The organism is Serpens gallinarum (assembly GCF_014836765.1).
GTDB classification, from domain to species: domain Bacteria; phylum Pseudomonadota; class Gammaproteobacteria; order Pseudomonadales; family Pseudomonadaceae; genus Serpens; species Serpens gallinarum.
Map to the genome: position 1 here is coordinate 209,315 of NZ_JACSQG010000002.1, position 15,952 is coordinate 225,266.

The 15,952-nt window shown below is 61.9% G+C and carries 19 protein-coding genes and 1 tRNA gene; 12 read left to right on the top strand and 8 right to left on the bottom strand.

Annotated elements, in window-relative coordinates:
• Window positions 1-2: 2 nt before the first annotated feature.
• Both H9642_RS06210 and prlC read right to left on the bottom strand, forming a co-directional pair.
• Window positions 3-266 carry a YheV family putative zinc ribbon protein gene (locus H9642_RS06210; protein ID WP_251835556.1) on the bottom strand — a complete coding sequence of 88 codons (264 nt, stop codon included), beginning with the start codon at window positions 264-266 and terminating at the stop codon, window positions 3-5.
• Window positions 263-2,311, bottom strand: coding sequence for an oligopeptidase A (gene prlC, locus H9642_RS06215; RefSeq protein WP_251835557.1), 2,049 nt, complete (start codon window positions 2,309-2,311; stop codon window positions 263-265). The genes H9642_RS06210 and prlC overlap by 4 nt, the downstream gene beginning before the upstream one ends.
• A gap of 106 nt (window positions 2,312-2,417) precedes the next feature.
• On the opposite strand from prlC, the gene H9642_RS06220 reads away from it, so the two are divergent.
• A complete protein-coding gene (locus H9642_RS06220; protein WP_251835558.1) occupies window positions 2,418-2,960 on the top strand; it encodes a gamma carbonic anhydrase family protein in 543 nt (180 codons plus the stop codon).
• A complete protein-coding gene (locus H9642_RS06225; protein WP_251835559.1) occupies window positions 2,960-3,607 on the top strand; it encodes an HAD family hydrolase in 648 nt (215 codons plus the stop codon). The genes H9642_RS06220 and H9642_RS06225 overlap by 1 nt, the downstream gene beginning before the upstream one ends.
• Window positions 3,608-3,623: 16 nt before the next feature.
• Here the strand turns inward: H9642_RS06225 and H9642_RS06230 are convergent, their stop codons facing one another.
• A complete protein-coding gene (locus tag H9642_RS06230; protein WP_251835560.1) occupies window positions 3,624-3,848 on the bottom strand; it encodes a DUF2798 domain-containing protein in 225 nt (74 codons plus the stop codon).
• A gap of 46 nt (window positions 3,849-3,894) precedes the next feature.
• Here H9642_RS06230 and H9642_RS06235 point away from each other — a divergent pair, with 46 nt between their 5' ends.
• Window positions 3,895-4,116, top strand: coding sequence for a hypothetical protein (locus H9642_RS06235; protein ID WP_251835561.1), 222 nt, complete (start codon window positions 3,895-3,897; stop codon window positions 4,114-4,116).
• A 50-nt stretch (window positions 4,117-4,166) separates the two neighbouring features.
• Window positions 4,167-4,481 carry an I78 family peptidase inhibitor gene (locus H9642_RS06240; protein ID WP_251835562.1) on the top strand — a complete coding sequence of 105 codons (315 nt, stop codon included), beginning with the start codon at window positions 4,167-4,169 and terminating at the stop codon, window positions 4,479-4,481.
• A 227-nt stretch (window positions 4,482-4,708) separates the two neighbouring features.
• Here the strand turns inward: H9642_RS06240 and gabT are convergent, their stop codons facing one another.
• Together gabT and gabD are read right to left on the bottom strand one after the other, a co-directional pair.
• Window positions 4,709-5,989, bottom strand: a complete 1,281-nt coding sequence (gene gabT / locus H9642_RS06245; protein ID WP_251835563.1) for a 4-aminobutyrate--2-oxoglutarate transaminase — start codon at window positions 5,987-5,989, stop codon at window positions 4,709-4,711.
• Between the two features lie 100 nt (window positions 5,990-6,089).
• A complete protein-coding gene (gene gabD, locus H9642_RS06250) occupies window positions 6,090-7,538 on the bottom strand; it encodes an NADP-dependent succinate-semialdehyde dehydrogenase (protein ID WP_251835564.1) in 1,449 nt (482 codons plus the stop codon).
• A 442-nt stretch (window positions 7,539-7,980) separates the two neighbouring features.
• Here gabD and H9642_RS06255 point away from each other — a divergent pair, with 442 nt between their 5' ends.
• Genes H9642_RS06255 through catC form a run of 3 tightly spaced genes read left to right on the top strand, consistent with a single transcriptional unit; the run spans window position 7,981 to window position 10,806 of the window.
• Window positions 7,981-9,285 carry an MFS transporter gene (locus tag H9642_RS06255; RefSeq protein WP_251835565.1) on the top strand — a complete coding sequence of 435 codons (1,305 nt, stop codon included), beginning with the start codon at window positions 7,981-7,983 and terminating at the stop codon, window positions 9,283-9,285.
• 15 nt (window positions 9,286-9,300) lie between these two features.
• Complete coding sequence (locus tag H9642_RS06260) at window positions 9,301-10,509, top strand: acetyl-CoA C-acetyltransferase (RefSeq protein WP_251835566.1); 1,209 nt, start codon at window positions 9,301-9,303, stop codon at window positions 10,507-10,509.
• 18 nt (window positions 10,510-10,527) lie between these two features.
• On the top strand, window positions 10,528-10,806 hold the full coding sequence (catC, locus tag H9642_RS06265) for a muconolactone Delta-isomerase (protein WP_251835567.1): 279 nt from the start codon (window positions 10,528-10,530) through the stop codon (window positions 10,804-10,806).
• Window positions 10,807-10,844: 38 nt separating this feature from the next.
• Here catC and H9642_RS06270 read toward each other — a convergent pair whose 3' ends face one another.
• Window positions 10,845-11,720, bottom strand: coding sequence for a LysR family transcriptional regulator (locus H9642_RS06270; protein ID WP_251835568.1), 876 nt, complete (start codon window positions 11,718-11,720; stop codon window positions 10,845-10,847).
• Between the two features lie 119 nt (window positions 11,721-11,839).
• On the opposite strand from H9642_RS06270, the gene pcaD reads away from it, so the two are divergent.
• From pcaD to H9642_RS06290, 4 genes are all read left to right on the top strand, one after another.
• On the top strand, window positions 11,840-12,589 hold the full coding sequence (pcaD, locus tag H9642_RS06275) for a 3-oxoadipate enol-lactonase (RefSeq protein ID WP_251835569.1): 750 nt from the start codon (window positions 11,840-11,842) through the stop codon (window positions 12,587-12,589).
• Between the two features lie 103 nt (window positions 12,590-12,692).
• Entirely contained in the window at window positions 12,693-13,352 is a 660-nt protein-coding gene (locus H9642_RS06280) for a 3-oxoacid CoA-transferase subunit A (protein WP_251835570.1), read from the top strand.
• A gap of 16 nt (window positions 13,353-13,368) precedes the next feature.
• A complete protein-coding gene (locus tag H9642_RS06285; protein WP_251835571.1) occupies window positions 13,369-14,022 on the top strand; it encodes a 3-oxoacid CoA-transferase subunit B in 654 nt (217 codons plus the stop codon).
• Window positions 14,023-14,152: 130 nt separating this feature from the next.
• Window positions 14,153-14,605 carry a c-type cytochrome gene (locus tag H9642_RS06290; protein ID WP_251835820.1) on the top strand — a complete coding sequence of 151 codons (453 nt, stop codon included), beginning with the start codon at window positions 14,153-14,155 and terminating at the stop codon, window positions 14,603-14,605.
• A gap of 34 nt (window positions 14,606-14,639) precedes the next feature.
• On the opposite strand, the gene H9642_RS06295 is transcribed toward H9642_RS06290, so the two are convergent.
• Window positions 14,640-15,335 (bottom strand): cytochrome b/b6 domain-containing protein, encoded by a 696-nt coding sequence (locus H9642_RS06295; RefSeq protein ID WP_251835572.1) that lies wholly within the window; start codon window positions 15,333-15,335, stop codon window positions 14,640-14,642.
• 118 nt (window positions 15,336-15,453) lie between these two features.
• On the opposite strand from H9642_RS06295, the gene H9642_RS06300 reads away from it, so the two are divergent.
• Window positions 15,454-15,530, top strand: a tRNA-Arg gene (locus H9642_RS06300).
• A 181-nt stretch (window positions 15,531-15,711) separates the two neighbouring features.
• Here H9642_RS06300 and H9642_RS06305 read toward each other — a convergent pair.
• Window positions 15,712-15,942, bottom strand: a complete 231-nt coding sequence (locus tag H9642_RS06305) for a helix-turn-helix domain-containing protein (protein ID WP_251835573.1) — start codon at window positions 15,940-15,942, stop codon at window positions 15,712-15,714.
• Window positions 15,943-15,952: the final 10 nt, after the last annotated feature.

The window sequence follows — 15,952 nt, forward strand, 5'->3', positions numbered from 1 at the left end:
GGTCAGTCAGGCTTCTTCAGCTTCGGGTTGGGGAAGAACTGCACCGTGTGGCTCTTGGCCGCCGCCGGTTTAGGAGCATGCGGGGTCACCCTCGTGCCGAGCTCTTTGGGCACGGAAATGCCCTGGGCGTTGAGCGTATCGGCAAAACCGCAGGCCACGCATTCGCGGTGCGGGACGCCCTCGACGTCCCACATCTTGATGGTGTCCTGGGCTTCGCAGGCCGGGCATACCGCGCCAGCAATGAAGCGTTTCTTCACATCGTTCATGCGATTTCCTCGGTCAGACCGCTGTGACGCAACAGCGCGTCAATGCTCGGCTCGCGGCCGCGGAAAGCAACGAACAGGTCCATCGGTTCCTGGGCGCCGCCCTGGGCCAGAATCGCCTCGCGGAACGCGCGGCCGGTCTCGGGGTTGAGCACGCCCCGCTCCTCGAACAGCGAGAAGGCATCGGCGGACAGCACTTCGGCCCACTTGTAGCTGTAGTAACCGGCCGCGTAACCGCCGGCGAAGATATGCGCGAAGCTGTTGGCGAAGCGGTTCCACACCGGCGGGCGCATCACCGAGACCTCGTCGCGCACGGCGTTAAGCACGTCGAGCACGCTGCGGCCGTCGCCGTGGGTGGCGTGCAGTTCGAAGTCGAAGATCGAGAACTCCAGCTGACGCACCATCATCATGCCGGACTGGAAATTCTTCGCCGCCAGCATCTTGTCGAGCAGCTCCTGAGGCAGCGGCTCGCCGGTCTGGTAGTGGCCGGAAATCAGCGCCAGGCCGTCCGGCTCCCAGCACCAGTTCTCCATGAACTGGCTGGGCAGCTCGACGGCGTCCCAGGCCACGCCGTTGATGCCGGAGGCGCCGGCATGCTCGACACGGGTCAGCAGGTGGTGCAGGCCATGGCCGAATTCGTGGAACAGCGTGGTCACTTCGTCGTGGGTGAGCAGCGCCGGCTTGCCGGCTTCGGCCGGCGTAAAGTTGCACACCAGGTTGGCCACCGGGCTGATCAGCGTGCCGTCGGCGCTGCGGCGCTTGTCACGGGCGCCATCCATCCAGGCACCGCCGCGCTTGTTGGCGCGGGCATAGAGGTCGAAGAAGAAGCGCCCGACGTGCTCGCCGTTCTCGCGAATCTCGAACAGGCGCACATCGGGGTGCCAGCGGTCGAATTCGGTCAATTCCCGAATCTCGATGCCGTACAGCTGTTGCACGATGGCGAACAGCCCGGACAGCACCTTGTCGATCGGGAACCAGGCGCGTACCGCTTCTTGGGACAGGTCGTAGCGTGCCTGGCGCAGTTTTTCGGCGAAGTAGCCGGCGTCCCAGCTCTGTAGGTCGCTTACGCCCTGTTCGGCGGCGAAGGCCTTGAGTTGCTCAAGGTCACGTTGAGCAAACGGCTTGCTGCGCACCGCCAGGTCACGCAGGAAGCTCAGCACCTGTTCGCTGGTGTCGGCCATCTTGGTGGCCAGCGACAGGTCGGCGAAGTTGGCGAAACCGAGCAGTTTCGCCAGCTCCTGACGCAGGTCGAGAATCTCGGCCATCAGCGGGCCGTTGTCGTGCTGGCCGGCATTCGGGCCCTGGTCGGAGGCGCGGGTTGCGTAGGCGGTGTAGACCTCTTCGCGCAGTTTACGGTCGTCGGCGTAGGTCATTACGGCGTAGTAGCTGGGGAATTCCAGGCTGATCAGCCAGCCGTCGAGGTTCTTCGCCTGGGCGGCCTGGGCCATTTGCGCTTTGGCCGAGTCGGGCAGGCCGGCCAGTTGCGCGTCGTCGACCAAGTGCTTGGTCCAGGCCTGGGTGGCATCCAGCAGCTGATTGGAAAAGCGGCTGGTCAGCTCGGATAGGCGCATCTGGATTTCGCCGTAGCGCTGCTGCTCGGCCGGCGGCAGGTCGATGCCGGACAGGCGGAAGTCCCGCAGGCTGTGCTCGAGGATGGTCTTTTGCGCCACATCGAACCCTGCCGCCGCGGGACTTGCGGCCAGTGCCTGATAAGCGGCAAACAGCTCCGGGTTCTGTCCCAGCTCGGTGGAATACTCGGACAGCTTGGGCAGGCAGGCCTCATAGGCGGCGCGCAGTTCGGGACTGTTGCACACGGCGTTGAGGTGGCTGACCGGGCTCCAGGCCCGGCCCAGGCGCGCGCCCAGTTCGTCAAGGGCCAGCACCAGGCCGTCCCAGCTCGGTGCCTGCTGCTGGGTCTTGAGCAGCTCGGCCACCGCCGCACGGCTGTCGGCGAGAATCTGGTCGATGGCCGGTTCGACGTGTTCGGGGCGAATCAGCGAATAGGGCGGCAGGTCGAATTCTTGAAGAAGGGGATTGTTTGCGGTCACGGGGCATCACCTATGCAAAAAGGACGTGGGACCTTGGTAGGCATTGTCCATATGCCCTCCATCTTAATTACAATCCGCGCCGACCGCAGCCCAAGAGGACTCTATCGTGGCGATTCGTACCTACCAGAACATCACCCCGCAGCTCGGCGAGCGCGTGTTTGTGGATAACACCGCCGTGCTGATCGGCGATATCCAGTTGGGTGCCGACAGCTCGGTGTGGGCCCAGGCGGTAATCCGCGCCGACATGCACCGTATCCGCATTGGCGCGCGCACCAGCATTCAGGACGGCTGCGTGCTGCACATCACCCACCCAGGCCCGTACAACCCCGAGGGCTTTCCGCTGATCGTCGGCGACGAAGTGACCGTCGGCCACAAGGTCTGCCTGCATGGCTGCACGCTGGGTAACCGCATCCTGGTTGGCATGGGCAGCATCATCATGGACGGCGCCGTGGTGGAAGACGAGGTGATGATCGGCGCCGGCAGCCTGGTGCCGCCGGGCAAGCGCCTGGAGCGTGGCCATCTGTATGTCGGCAGCCCGGTGAAGCAGGTGCGGGCACTGACCGAGCAGGAAAAGGCCTATTTCAGCTACACCGCGGGCAACTACGTGAAGCTCAAGGATCAACACCTGGGCGAAGGCTACGACCGCTGATGCATCACGAAACGATTCTTTTTGACCTCGACGGCACCCTCACCGACCCGCGTGAAGGGATCACCCGTTCGGTGCAATACGCCCTCGCCCAGCTGAATATCCACGAGCCGGATCTAACCGCGCTGGAGCACTTCATCGGCCCGCCGCTGCTGCAATGCTTCATGAGCAGTTATGGCCTGGACGAGGCCACCGCCTGGCAGGCGGTCAACCATTACCGCGAGCGTTTCAAGGTCACCGGGCTGTATGAAAACCGCCCGTTCGACGGCATCGAGGCCTTGCTCGGCATGCTCCGCGATCAAGGCCGCACGCTGTACATCGCCACCAGCAAGCCGACGGTGTTTGCCACCGAGATTGCCCGGCACTTCGGCTTCGCCCGCCATTTCAAGGTGATCTATGGCAGCGAACTGGACGGCACGCGCACCGACAAGGTCGAGCTGATCGCCCACCTGATCGACCGCGAACAACTCGATCCGAGCCAGGCGCTGATGATCGGCGACCGCAAGCACGACCTGATCGGCGCCAAGCGCAACGGCCTGGATTGCGTGGCGGTGGGCTATGGCTTTGGTAGTGGGCAAGAGCTGGCGGCCGAAACGCCGAACTGGCATTACCCGACCCTGTCTGAGCTGCACCGGGCGTTCGAGCGTTAAAACCAGCAAACGGCGCTTATTTAGTGACTTTCATCACCAGGCGGCGCACCAGTGGAGCGACCAGCAGAACGGTGGGGAACGCAACCAGCCAAGTGGTGAGTGCCGATTTGGGCCAGGCGCGCAGGACATCGATGCTCCAGCCTTGATTGAGTACCAGCACAACAGCAGAGACTATGCAGGTCATGATCGCCGACAGCAGAGCGCCGAACAGCACGGGGGCGAAACGAGCGGGCAAAAGCATAATGGCCTCCTGAAGGGACCGGCCATTGTAGAGGGGTAAATCACTGATGGCGAAACAGGATCAGGGCGGCAGTGGCCGCGCCGACTTCCATCGCGAGCACCAGGCCCGCGCCGAAGCCGAAGCACAACGCCTGCTGGCGGCGCGCGAACAGTGGCAGGGTCGCTGGCTGGCCTGGGTGGCCAGCGAACTGTACCGCCTGAGCCCACCGGCCTATGCCAATATGGTGCGCCGCGAGTTAAGCCGTTTGGTTGATGCGGCAGAGTCGTGAATCGAATCGCTTGTCGCCTACCGCGGCTGGCTCATTAAGTGGAGAGGGTTATGTCTACGTGGTTTCCCAGCGTACCGGCTTTGTTAAGCGTCGCCTTGCTGGCGGGTTGTGCTTCCAGCGCCCGTCCCGTGGCTGAGCCTGGACTGGCGGACAGCACCGACACCAGCTGCGCTGCCGAAAATGTACAGGATGTAATCGGCAAGACAGCCAGCCCTGAACTGCAGGAAGACGCCCGCCGTCGCTCCGGTGCCGAGCGGATGCGCCTCCTGCGGCCGGGCAGCATCGTGACCCTGGAATTCAATCATCAACGGCTGAATCTGCACGTGGACGACCAGGCGGTGGTTCAGCAGGTTAATTGCGGCTAACGACGCGCCACTTTGCGGTGGCTTGGGCCTTTGTAGGGCGGCGTCGCTCGCTGCAGGCAGGTTGGCTGGAGGCTGGAAGGTGAGCGAGCACCCCGCCGGCGGGTATACCGTGCATACGGCGGGCTGCCCGGGTGAACCGCATTTTTATCCCAACACCGCGTCACGGGCGAGGCCGCCCTACGTGGTGCGGCTAACGCTCGCTGCACGCGGCTGTTTGGCGTGAGTTATCAGGCCAACTCGTCAAAGCACTCGGCGATAATCTCCAGGCCGCGCTTGAGTTGCGCGTCCGGTACGGTCAGCGGCACCAGCACGCGGATTACGTTGTAGTAGGAGCCGCAGGACAACAGGATCAACCCCTTCTCGCGAGCGCGGACGACAACCTGGCTAACCAGCTCGGCATTGGGCTGATGCGGATCGCCGTCCTTGAACAGCTCGATGGCGACCATGGCACCCAGGCCGCGCACTTCACCGATCACCGGATGCTTGTTCTGCACCTCGCGCAGAGCGGCCTTGATGGTTTCGCCCACCGCCTGGCTGCGGGCCAGCAGGTTTTCCTCCTCGAATACCTCCATCACGGCGAGGGCCGCGGCGCAGGCGATCGGGCTGCCCGCGTAGGTGCCGCCCAGGCCGCCGGGGGCGATGGCGTCCATGTACTCGGCCTTGCCGCACACCCCGGACAGCGGGAAACCGCCGGCGATGGACTTGGCGAAGGTGGTCAGGTCGGCCACCACGCCCATCTGCTCCATGGCGAAGAAAGAACCGGTGCGCCCGGCGCCGGTCTGCACTTCATCGGCAATCAGCAAAATGCCGTGCTGATCGCACAGCGCGCGCAGGCGCTGCATGAAATCCTTGGGTGCGGCGTAGAAACCGCCCTCGCCCTGCACCGGTTCGATGATGATCGCCGCGATATCGCGGGGTTCGGCGTCGTTCTTGAAGATGCGCTCGATGCTGGCCATGGCGTCATCCACGCTGACGCCGTGCAGCGCGTTGGGGTACTGGGCGCGAAACACGCCACCGGGCATCAGGCCCATGCCGGCGGCATAGGGCACCTGCTTGCCGGTCAGCGACAGGGTCATCATCGTGCGCCCATGGTAGGCGCTGGTGAAGGCAATCACCCCGGCGCGGCCGGTGGCGGCGCGGGCGATTTTTACGGCGTTCTCCACGGCTTCCGAGCCGCTGGTAACCAGCAGGGTCTTCTTGGCGAACTCGCCCGGTACGCGCGCGGCGATCTTCTCGCAGAGTTCGACATAGGGTTCGTAGGCCAGCACCTGGAAGCAGGTGTGGCTCAGCTTGGTCAGTTGTTCCTGTACGGCAGCGACCACTTTGGGGTGCAGATGACCGGTGTTGAGCACCGCGATGCCGCCGGCGAAATCGATGTATTCGCGGCCTTCGACGTCCCACACCGTGGCGTTTTCCGCGCGCTCGGCGAAGATCGGGTGAATCTGGCCCACACCGCGCGGGACGGCGGCCATGCGGCGTTGCATCAGCGATTGGTTGGTTTTGCTCATGGTGTCCTCTATCGGCGCTCAGTGCGGTTCGGTGGCAAGAGACGTTAACGCGGTTCGGTTGCAGGGTGGATGTCGTTGCGGGCACCCACCCCGGAAGGTTTTACAGCCCTAGGCACAGGTACTTGATTTCCAGGTAATCCTCGATGCCGTACTTGGAGCCTTCGCGGCCCAGGCCCGAGGCCTTGATGCCGCCGAACGGCGCCACTTCGTTGGAGATCAGCCCGGTGTTGATGCCGACCATGCCGTACTCCAGCGCCTCGGCGACGCGGAACACCCGCGACAGGTCGCGCGCATAGAAATACGAGGCCAGGCCGAATTCAGTGTCGTTGGCCATGGCGATCACCTCGTCCTCGTCCTTGAAGCGGAACAGCGGCGCCAGCGGCCCAAAGGTTTCCTCGCGGGAAATCTTCGCGCTTTTCGGGACGTTCACCAGGATGGTCGGCTCGAAGAAGCTGCCGCCCAACGCATGGGGTTTGCCGCCGGTGACAATCTCGGCGCCCTGGCCCAGCGCATCGGCGATGTGTTCCTCGACCTTGGCCACCGCCTTGTCATCGATCAGCGGGCCGGTGGTCACGCCTTCGTCGAGGCCGTTGCCGATCTTCAGCGTGGCCACGGCGGCCTTGAGCTTTTCCACAAAGGCGTCATACACCCCGTCCTGGATGTACAGGCGGTTGGCGCACACGCAGGTCTGTCCGGCGTTGCGGTATTTCGAAGCCATGGCGCCTTCCACTGCCTTGTCCAGGTCGGCATCGTCGAAGACGATGAAGGGCGCGTTGCCGCCCAGCTCTAGGGACAGCTTCTTGATGTCCTGGGCGCACTCGGCCATCAACTGGCGGCCGATCTCGGTCGAGCCGGTGAAGCTCAGCTTGCGCACGATGGGGTTGCTGGTCAGCTCACCGCCGATCTCGCCCGCTGAGCCGGTGACCACGCTGAACACGCCCTTGGGAATCCCGGCACGCTCGGCCAGTTCGGCCAGGGCCAGTGCCGAGAAAGGCGTTTGCGAGGCGGGTTTGAGCACCATGGTGCAGCCGGCGGCCAGCGCCGGACCAACCTTGCGGGTGATCATCGCCGCCGGGAAGTTCCAGGGGGTGATCGCCGCGGTGACGCCGATCGGCTGCTTGATGACGATGATGCGCTTGTCTGCTTGGTGACCGGGAATGGTATCGCCATAGATGCGCTTGGCTTCCTCGGCAAACCATTCCAGGAACGACGCGGCATAGGCGATCTCGCCCTTGGCCTCGGCCAGCGGCTTGCCCTGCTCCAGGGTCATCAGCCGGCCCAGATCGTCCTGGTTTTCCAGTAACAGTTCATGCCAGCGGCGCAGCTTCTGCGCGCGCTCCTTGGCGGTCAGGGCGCGCCAGGCAGGCAATGCCCGATTGGCGGCGTCGATGGCGCGGCGCGTCTCGGCCGCGCCCATTTTTGGCACCGAACCCAATACCTCGTTGGTGGCGGGGTTGGTCACCTGAAGCGCCTGGCCGCTGTCGGCATCCTGCCAGGCGCCATCGATATAGGCCTGCTGACGAAACAAAGTGGGATCGTTGAGCTGCATTGAAACCTCCTGTGCCAAAGCCCGGCGCCGGCAGGATTGAATGAGGGAACGCGCTTTCTGGTCGGTCTGTGGGGCTGCCGCCCACATTCGCTATCGCTCGTTCGCTCAAAACGGTCTGTTTGAAATACTGAACAAATCCTAGGAGCTTGTGGGGTGAAGGGCAATGGTCTGTTCGAGAAAATAAACATCACTGTCCAGACTTTTCCTCAGTGAATGCCCTTCGGCTCAAACCCATGTCGGCGTGAAGGCCCACGCCTGGCTGCAGGCGATACCCCGCCAGTATCGGATGGATACCGAATCAGTATTAGACTCGCCGGTCATTTTCCCAGAATGTAAATCCAAGCGTGTTCGCAACGCGAGCAGGACACGACTGAAAACCCACATAAATCCAAAAAAACTGGGATGACGAAGAACACCACTGTTTTTCGTCGCGGAGAAGCACATGAAGACTAACAACGAACTGGCTGTCGCCCGTCGTAAAGCGGTCACCGCCGCCGGAATCGGCAACTTCGTCGAATGGTTCGACTTCGTTCTTTACGCTCAATTCGCTTCAATCATTGCCCTGCATTTCTTCCCTTCGGACAATCCCACCACAGGCCTGCTGGCCACCTTCGCGGTGTTCGCACTGGGCTTCTTTGCTCGCCCGATCGGCGGCGTGCTCTTTGGTCACTACGGCGACAAACGCGGTCGCAAGAAGGCCTTGGGCGCTGCGGTATTGATGATGAGCCTGGCGACCCTGGCCATCGGGCTGACCCCGGCGTATTCCACGATTGGGCTGGCGGCGCCGATCCTGTTGATCATCTGGCGCCTGTTCCAGGGGCTGTCCGCGGGGGGCGAGTACTCTGGTTCCAGCACCTTCGTTATCGAATACGCGCCCAAGGGCAAGCGCGCGCTGTTCGGCAGCGTAAACCCGATCGCCACGGCGCTGGGCATCATTGGCGGTGCCAGTGTCGGTCTGCTGATGACCTATGCGCTGTCGCCCGAGCAGGTGCATGACTGGGGCTGGCGCGTGCCGTTCATCATTGCCGGACCGCTGGGTCTGGTCGGCTTGTACCTGCGCAACCGGGTGGAAGAGTCGCCTGAATTCCAGCAGATGCAGAAGCAGAGCAAACCCGTTCAGCATGCCCCGCTGGTCGAGGCGGTGAAGCACGCCAAGAAGAAGATGATGATCATGTTCGGTTGGGCGGCGGTGAACGCCATCGGCTTCTACCTGCTGACCGGCTACATGATCACCTTCATGATCAATAACGCTGGCATGGCCCGCGCCGAGGCACTGACCGCGTTCATCGTCGCTTTGAGCGTGTTCTGTGTCGCCTGCCTGGTCGCCGGATGGGCCATCGACCGCTTCGGCATTCAGAAGATTGCCATTGGCTCCGCACTGTTGATGGCGGCGCTGGTGATGCCGGCCTTCAACATGCTGAGCACCGGCGAGTTGAGCACCGCGATCATCGGGCTGAGCCTGTACGGTTTCTCCATCGGAATTATTTCCACGCTCACACCGCTGTTGATGGTGGAGTTGTTCCCGGTGCGCATCCGCTACACCGCCAGCGCGCTGTCCTACAACCTGGCCTACGCCCTGCTTGGCGGCACTGCGCCCTACATCGCCACCACCCTGGTCGCCCAGACCGGCAGCAATGTATCTCCCGGCTACTACGTTGCCGCTATCACCCTTGTCGGCCTGTGCGTAGTCCTGGCGGGTTTTTACAGCGACCGTGCCGCCAAGCCGGCCGTTCAGCCCAGCGTTTAAGCGAGATCTGCAGCCATGAGAACCGCTCAACCCGTCTTCATCTGCGACTCCGCCAGGACGCCCATCGGGCGCTTCGGCGGGGTGTTCAAGAACCTCAGTGCCCTGGAGCTGGGTATCCGCACGCTGACTCATCTAGTGGACAAGTCGGGCATTCCCGGTGAGCTGATCGACGAAGTGATCGTCGGTCAGGGCTACGGAACCTCCGAAGCACCCAACATCGCCCGCGCTCTGATCCTCGATGCCGGCCTGCCGGACAGCGTCTGTGGCTACCAGGTCGACCGCCGCTGCGGCTCTGGCTTGCAGGCGATCATCGAAGGCTACATGTTGATCCAGAGCGGCCAGGCCGACCTGGTCATTGCCGGCGGCACTGAATCGATGAGTCAGGCACCGTTCTATACCACCAGCGCGCGCTGGGGCAGCCACGGCGAAATTACCCTGCGCGACTCGCTCAAGTACGGACGCATGTATGCCGGTGGCCAGCGTCGTCCACTGCCCGGTGGCATGATTCAGACGGCGGAAAACCTGCGCCGGGAATTCGCCATCAGCCGCCAGGAGCAGGATGAACTGGCCCTGCAAAGCCATTTGCGTGCCACCCAGGCCGCAGCGGCCGGCAAGTTCGCCGACGAGATCGTGCCGATCCGCGTCAAGGACAGGCTGATCACCGAAGACGAACATCCGCGTGCCGACAGCACGCTGGAGAAACTGGCCAGCCTCAGGCCGATCCTCTCAGCCGAAGATCCGCAGGCCACGGTTACCGCCGGCAACTCGTCGGGGCAGAACGATGCCGCCTGCTTTTGTGTACTCGCCAGCGCCCGCATGGTCGAGCGGCTCAATCTCAAGCCACGGGCGGAGCTGCTCGACTGGGCGGTGGCAGGCGTACCCAGCGACACCATGGGTATCGGCCCGGTACCGGCGACCCGCAAGGTGCTGGCGCGCACGGGCTTGCGTCTGCATGACATGGACCTGATCGAGCTCAATGAGGCCTTCGCCGCCCAGGTCTTGGCGTGCACACGCCTGCTGGAGCTGGGCCCGGACGACGCCGCTCGACTCAATGTCAACGGTTCGGGGATTTCCCTCGGCCACCCGATCGGCGCCACCGGCGCGCGCCTGGTCAGCAGTTTGACGGCTGAGCTGGTGCGCAGCGGGGCCCGCTACGGTTTGGCCACTCTATGCATCGGCGGCGGGCAAGGCCTGGCCGCCATCATTAAAAACGTAAACAACTAACAAAAAGAGGTAATTAGTATGCTGTTCATGGTTCAGATGACGGTCAAGAAACCCCACGATATTGATCCGGCTGTATGGGCGGACATCATTGCGCGCGAACGTGAATACGGCCAGAAATTCATGAAGAACGGCAAGTTCCCGCATATCTGGCGAGTAGTAGGCAAATTCTCCAATGTCAGCATCTTCGACGTTGAATCGACGGATGAGCTGCATCAGATTCTTTCCAACTTCCCGCTCTTCCCTTATATGGAAATGGAAGTTACTGCGCTGGCGAAACATCCATCTGCATTGAACTGATAATTAAAGAGGGGGAATTTATATTCCCCCTCTGCTTATCAGAAATTCAACGAGTTAACGGCGTTGTGCAGTAATTGCGAGGGGTTTTCTTCGCGCCAGACCACCGCCATCTCCACCGAGCGAGGCACGTCGTTGAGGGGAACGTAGACAACCTCCCGGCTGTTGATGACGTCGACCCCTTCCAGCGACACCGCCACGCCGAGGCCTGCCGCCACCATCATCAGAATGGAATAGGTGTCTTCTGCCTCCTGCACGATCTTCGGGTTGAAGCCGGCTTCGACGCAGGCCGCCATGAACACTTCGCGGATGACCGAACCCTCATAAGGCTTGTTGCTGATGAACGCCTCGTTCTGCAAATCCTTGAGGGCGATGCTTTGTTGTCCAGCCAGAGCATGCTCGGCCGGCAATACTGCGACCAGCCGGTGACTGCTGATGATTTGCGTGCTGAGCCCCACGCAGTTGATGGGTAACAGCACCAGACCCGCATCGATCTCGCCGCTGAGCACGCTTTCCAGCACCTGCGACGAGTTGGCGCGCCGGGTGATGCGCATGTCGATACCCGGATAGAAACGGTGAATCGAACGAATCATGCCCGGCAGTACGCTGGTGGGCAGTGCGCCGGAGAAGCCGCAAAACAATAAACCGTGGCTGCCATTGGCCGCCTTGTTAACCACAGCGACAGCCTGTTCGACAGCCAGGCGAATTTTCTTTCCCTCGCGAACCAATTGTTCACCGGCGGGTGTCAATTTTACCCCTTTGGGTAATCGATCGAATAACTGGACATCCAGTTCGGCTTCCAATTGCTGGATTTGTTTGGATAAGGGCGGTTGGGCGATATGCAGGCGTTTGGCCGCCTTGCCGATATTCAATTCTTCGGCGACGACAAGAAATGATCTAAGCAGTCGGAATTCCATTACTGACATTCTCCCGCTATGAATTGCATATCGAAAAAGTATTTGAACGAAAAGAAGTGTGCCTCAACAATCAATGCCACGCTCATTCAGCCCATTCACAGAATAAAAAGGGGTTAATCATGCTGCACTACACCGTTCACGGCAAAAATAAGCAAAAGACCTTGGTCATGGGCAGTTCACTGGGAACCTCGTCGGCGATGTGGGACAACATCGTCGGCGCCCTGGCTGAACAGTATCAGGTCATTACTTTCGATACCCGTGGTCATGGCCAGTCGCAACACCTGTCCAGTGCGGGTCTGGAGGTCAAGCAGCTGGCCGCCGACGTGATCGAAATCCTCGATCATCTTGATATCCAGACGTTCAGCTACGTTGGGCTTTCCCTGGGCGGCGCCATCGGGCAGCAATTGGCCATTGATTACCCGCAACGGGTGGAAAAGCTGGTGCTGTGCTGTACCGCGGCCAAATTCGGTGATGCCCAGGTCTGGCTGGACCGCGCCGCCAAGGTACGCAACGAAGGCATGGCCTGGCTGCTCGAGCCGACCAAGGGGCGCTGGTACACGCCGGGCTTCATGGAAACCAGCCCGTTCGCCCGCACGCTGCTGGATGAAATGCTCACCCTTGATGCCGAAGGCTATGCCGCTGTCTGCGAGACGGTTTCCCGTTTCGATGCCCGCGCCGACCTGGGCCGCATCAACTGCCCGACGCTGGCCATCGCAGGCACGGAAGACCTGTCCACCCCGGTGGCGGTCATGCAAGAACTCGCCAATGGCATTCCCAATGCTCGCCTCATCGCGGTTCAGGGCGCTGCGCATATCGGCAACGTCGAGAAGCCGGGCGAGTTCCTTGCTGCCATCCAGGCCTTTGTCTGAAGTCCTGAAACGCGGTCATCTTGCGAAGACGTGGACTCCAGAAGCCTGTGGCCTGGGTTTGCGCCTTTGTGAGTCATTTCTAACTTGGTGACGGTTTTTATCCATGATCGACAAACTGCTGGGCAGTGCCGCCGATGCGGTGGCCTGCATCGAGGACGGTGCAACCATCGCCATTGGCGGTTTTGGTGGGGCCGGACAGCCCGAAGTTTTGATTGATGCGCTGATCGAGCACGGTGCCCGCGAACTGACGCTGGTCAGCAACAACGCGGGCAACGGCGATGTCGGCATTGCCGCGCTGCTCAAGGCTGGCCGGGTGAGGAAGATCCTCTGCTCGTTTCCGCGCATGAGCCATTCCTACGTATTCGAAGAACTCTATCGCGCCGGCAAGATCGAGCTTGAGCTGGTGCCCCAGGGCAACCTTGCCGAGCGCCTGCGTGCCGCCGGCACCGGCATCGGCGCCTTCTATACGCCCACCGGCTACGGCACCTTGCTCGCCGAGGGCAAGGAAACCCGGGAGATCAACGGCCGCCAGTACGTGCTCGAATACCCGATCCATGTGGACTACGCCGTGATCAAGGCTGAAGTCGGCGACCGCTGGGGCAACCTGGTGTATCGCAAGACCGCCCGCAACTTTGGTCCTGTGATGGCCATGGCTGCCCGTCACACCATCGCTTCGGTGGGCCGGGTGTGCGAGCTGGGCGAGCTGGACCCGGAAGCCGTGGTCACCCCCGGTATCTTCGTCAAGAGCCTGGTCTGCCGCTAACCCTGGAGTCTTTATCGTGAGCATCGACATTCGCAACCAGATCGCCGCACGGGTCGCACGCGACATTCCCGAAGGCGCCTATGTAAACCTCGGCATCGGCCTGCCGACGCTGATCGCCAACCATTTGCCGCGTGACAAGGACATTTTTCTGCACAGCGAAAACGGTGTGCTGGGCCGCTGGCAGGCCGCGCCGGCCGGCGAAGAGGATTGGGACATGATCAACGCCGGCAAAGAAGCTATTCAGATCCAGCCCGGCACGGTGTTTTTCCATCACGCCGACTCCTTCGGCATGATGCGCGGCGGGCACATCGACATCTGCGTGCTGGGTGCCTTTCAGGTGTCTGAGCGCGGCGATCTGGCCAACTGGCACACCGGCAAGCCCGATGCGATTCCCGGCGTTGGCGGCGCGATGGACCTGGCCATCGGCGCCAAGCGGGTCTTCGTGGTCATGGAGCATCTGGATCGAAACGGCCAGAGCAAGCTGCTGCCGACCTGCAGTTATCCACTGACCGGCCTGGGCTGCGTGAGCCGCGTCTACACCGAATACGCGACGTTCGAGATCGACAGCCAGGGTGTCGAGGTCATCGAACTGGTCGATGGCATGACGGCCTCGGACCTGCAGAACATCACGGCCGTACCGTTGCGTTTTACCAGCGGCCTTGCGGGCTGAGCCGTTGGCTAGACAGTAGCGAATAGACGCTTTCGACCGGCAAACCTTATTATCCCTCGCTTCCGGCGGCGCCTGCTGCGCCCCGGGCTGTGGATAACATCTGAAAGGAGATACCGTGAAAGCATTGTTGATGGGTGGCCTGAGCGCCGCGCTGCTGTTGACCAGTCTGGCCAGCCAGGCGCAGCTCAAGCCTGAGGAACAGGTGGAAATCCGCCAGGCCGGTTACCAGTTCATGTCCTGGAACATGGGGAAGATCAAGGCGCAGGTCATCGATGGCAGCGTGCCGTACAACCAGGCTCAAGTTTCGGCTGCCGCGCAGACCATCGCCGCCATTGCCAACTCCGGCATGGGTGCCCTGTACAGCCCGCAGACCACCCGTGAGCAATTCGGCGAGCAGACGCGCTTGAAAGCTGCCTTCTTCGAGAACTTGGAAGAAGCGGGCAAGGTGGGCAAAAACTTCGCTGAAGCCGCTAATCAACTGGCCAGCGTTGCGCAAGGCGACAACCAGGCGAGCATCAAGGCCGCGTTCGGCAAAGTCGGGCAGAGCTGCAAGGCTTGCCACGACCAGTTCCGCGCCAAGTAAGCGCAGCGGCGGCCGGCTTACGCCGGCCGTGTCGTTACCAGTCGAGCATCACCGGTGCGGTTTTTGGCGGCGGGGCCAGCCAGCCGGCGGCCGAATCAACGGCCCAGACCACCATCACAGCGCAGACCAGCGTAACGGCTGCCAGCCAGGGCGCGCCGCCTTGTGCTTCCTGCTGCTCGGCAGAGGTTCGTTGGCTGCGACCAGAAATCATCGCGCGCACCAGCGGCCGTTTGCGAATCAGGCTGTAGTAGGCGATGGCCAGCACGTGCAGGCCGATCAGGCCGAGCAGCCACCACTTGGCCTCGCGGTGCAGCCCGGTCAGCCAGGCGCTGGTGTCACTGTCCGCCAAGCGATAGAGCGGTCCCTGGAAGGCGATGTCATCGTTGGCGACCAGCCCGCTGACCACCTGAAAGCCCACCAGCCCAAGCAGGGCAAGTACCGACAGCGAACCCAGCGGGCTGTGCCCCGCGTGGCGCCATTGCCCGCGCAGGTAGGCGGGCAGCCGTAGCGGCGCACTGACAATCCGCGACCAGCGCGCATAGGTGGAACCGCATACCCCCCACAGCAGGCGAAACACCAGCAGGCCGAACACCAGCAATCCCAGGCGACCGTGCCAGATCATCAGGTTGCCACCCAGCCAGCCGGTGGCAATCGCCCCGCTGACACTCAATGCGAACAACCAGTGAAACACGCGCAACGGTGCATCCCAGACCTTGATACTGCTCGACATCAATTAGTTTCCCTCAAACAACTTAAAAGTGATCCTGACGCCACAATAGGAGCGCCGCCTGAAAAGCATTCCCCCGTGGACGCCCATGGGCGAGATGCGTATCATGGCGCCCCGCAACGCACCAGTAGCTCAGCTGGATAGAGTACTGCCCTCCGAAGGCAGGGGTCGTGGGTTCGAATCCCGCCTGGTGCGCCAGATGCGACAAGGCCTCAGGAGAAATCCTGGGGCCTTTTTATTTCCCCTGTGTCCAAAATGTGTCCATTCTGTGCCCAGCTTGTGCAGTATGCGAATGGCACCACTCCAAACGTGACCACTAGCCTTGAAGCTCCGGCTTTGGGCTCATTCAGTGGCCCGGTTCAATGGGCATTCCGCCCGATCACTCTGGCTTATCAGCCACACGCTTGAGCAGATCCTCCAGCTCACATCCCAGGTAATCACAGAGCATATCAATGTGATCGGTAGAGGTGTTGTAGCCAGGCGTATTGGCTATGCGTGACAGAGTGGCCCTTGAAATGCCAGTTGCATCACTCACGTCTTGCAGGGTGATTCGCCGCTTTTCTCTGAAGGACTTTTCGTCCAGCTGCTGTTTGAACATCACGCGAATCATGGTGCTCGGC

What these genes read in the sequence shown, in the direction of transcription:
- H9642_RS06210 (WP_251835556.1), bottom strand. Translation starts at nt 266, where the DNA reads ATGAACGATGTGAAGAAACGCTTCATTGCTGGCGCGGTATGCCCGGCC.
- H9642_RS06225 (WP_251835559.1), top strand. Translation starts at nt 2,960, where the DNA reads ATGCATCACGAAACGATTCTTTTTGACCTCGACGGCACCCTCACCGAC.
- H9642_RS06230 (WP_251835560.1), bottom strand. Translation starts at nt 3,848, where the DNA reads ATGCTTTTGCCCGCTCGTTTCGCCCCCGTGCTGTTCGGCGCTCTGCTG.
- H9642_RS06235 (WP_251835561.1), top strand. Translation starts at nt 3,895, where the DNA reads ATGGCGAAACAGGATCAGGGCGGCAGTGGCCGCGCCGACTTCCATCGC.
- H9642_RS06240 (WP_251835562.1), top strand. Translation starts at nt 4,167, where the DNA reads ATGTCTACGTGGTTTCCCAGCGTACCGGCTTTGTTAAGCGTCGCCTTG.
- gabT (WP_251835563.1), bottom strand. Translation starts at nt 5,989, where the DNA reads ATGAGCAAAACCAACCAATCGCTGATGCAACGCCGCATGGCCGCCGTC.
- gabD (WP_251835564.1), bottom strand. Translation starts at nt 7,538, where the DNA reads ATGCAGCTCAACGATCCCACTTTGTTTCGTCAGCAGGCCTATATCGAT.
- H9642_RS06255 (WP_251835565.1), top strand. Translation starts at nt 7,981, where the DNA reads ATGAAGACTAACAACGAACTGGCTGTCGCCCGTCGTAAAGCGGTCACC.
- H9642_RS06260 (WP_251835566.1), top strand. Translation starts at nt 9,301, where the DNA reads ATGAGAACCGCTCAACCCGTCTTCATCTGCGACTCCGCCAGGACGCCC.
- catC (WP_251835567.1), top strand. Translation starts at nt 10,528, where the DNA reads ATGCTGTTCATGGTTCAGATGACGGTCAAGAAACCCCACGATATTGAT.
- H9642_RS06270 (WP_251835568.1), bottom strand. Translation starts at nt 11,720, where the DNA reads ATGGAATTCCGACTGCTTAGATCATTTCTTGTCGTCGCCGAAGAATTG.
- pcaD (WP_251835569.1), top strand. Translation starts at nt 11,840, where the DNA reads ATGCTGCACTACACCGTTCACGGCAAAAATAAGCAAAAGACCTTGGTC.
- H9642_RS06280 (WP_251835570.1), top strand. Translation starts at nt 12,693, where the DNA reads ATGATCGACAAACTGCTGGGCAGTGCCGCCGATGCGGTGGCCTGCATC.
- H9642_RS06290 (WP_251835820.1), top strand. Translation starts at nt 14,153, where the DNA reads ATGGGTGGCCTGAGCGCCGCGCTGCTGTTGACCAGTCTGGCCAGCCAG.
- H9642_RS06295 (WP_251835572.1), bottom strand. Translation starts at nt 15,335, where the DNA reads ATGTCGAGCAGTATCAAGGTCTGGGATGCACCGTTGCGCGTGTTTCAC.
- H9642_RS06305 (WP_251835573.1), bottom strand. Translation starts at nt 15,942, where the DNA reads ATGATTCGCGTGATGTTCAAACAGCAGCTGGACGAAAAGTCCTTCAGA.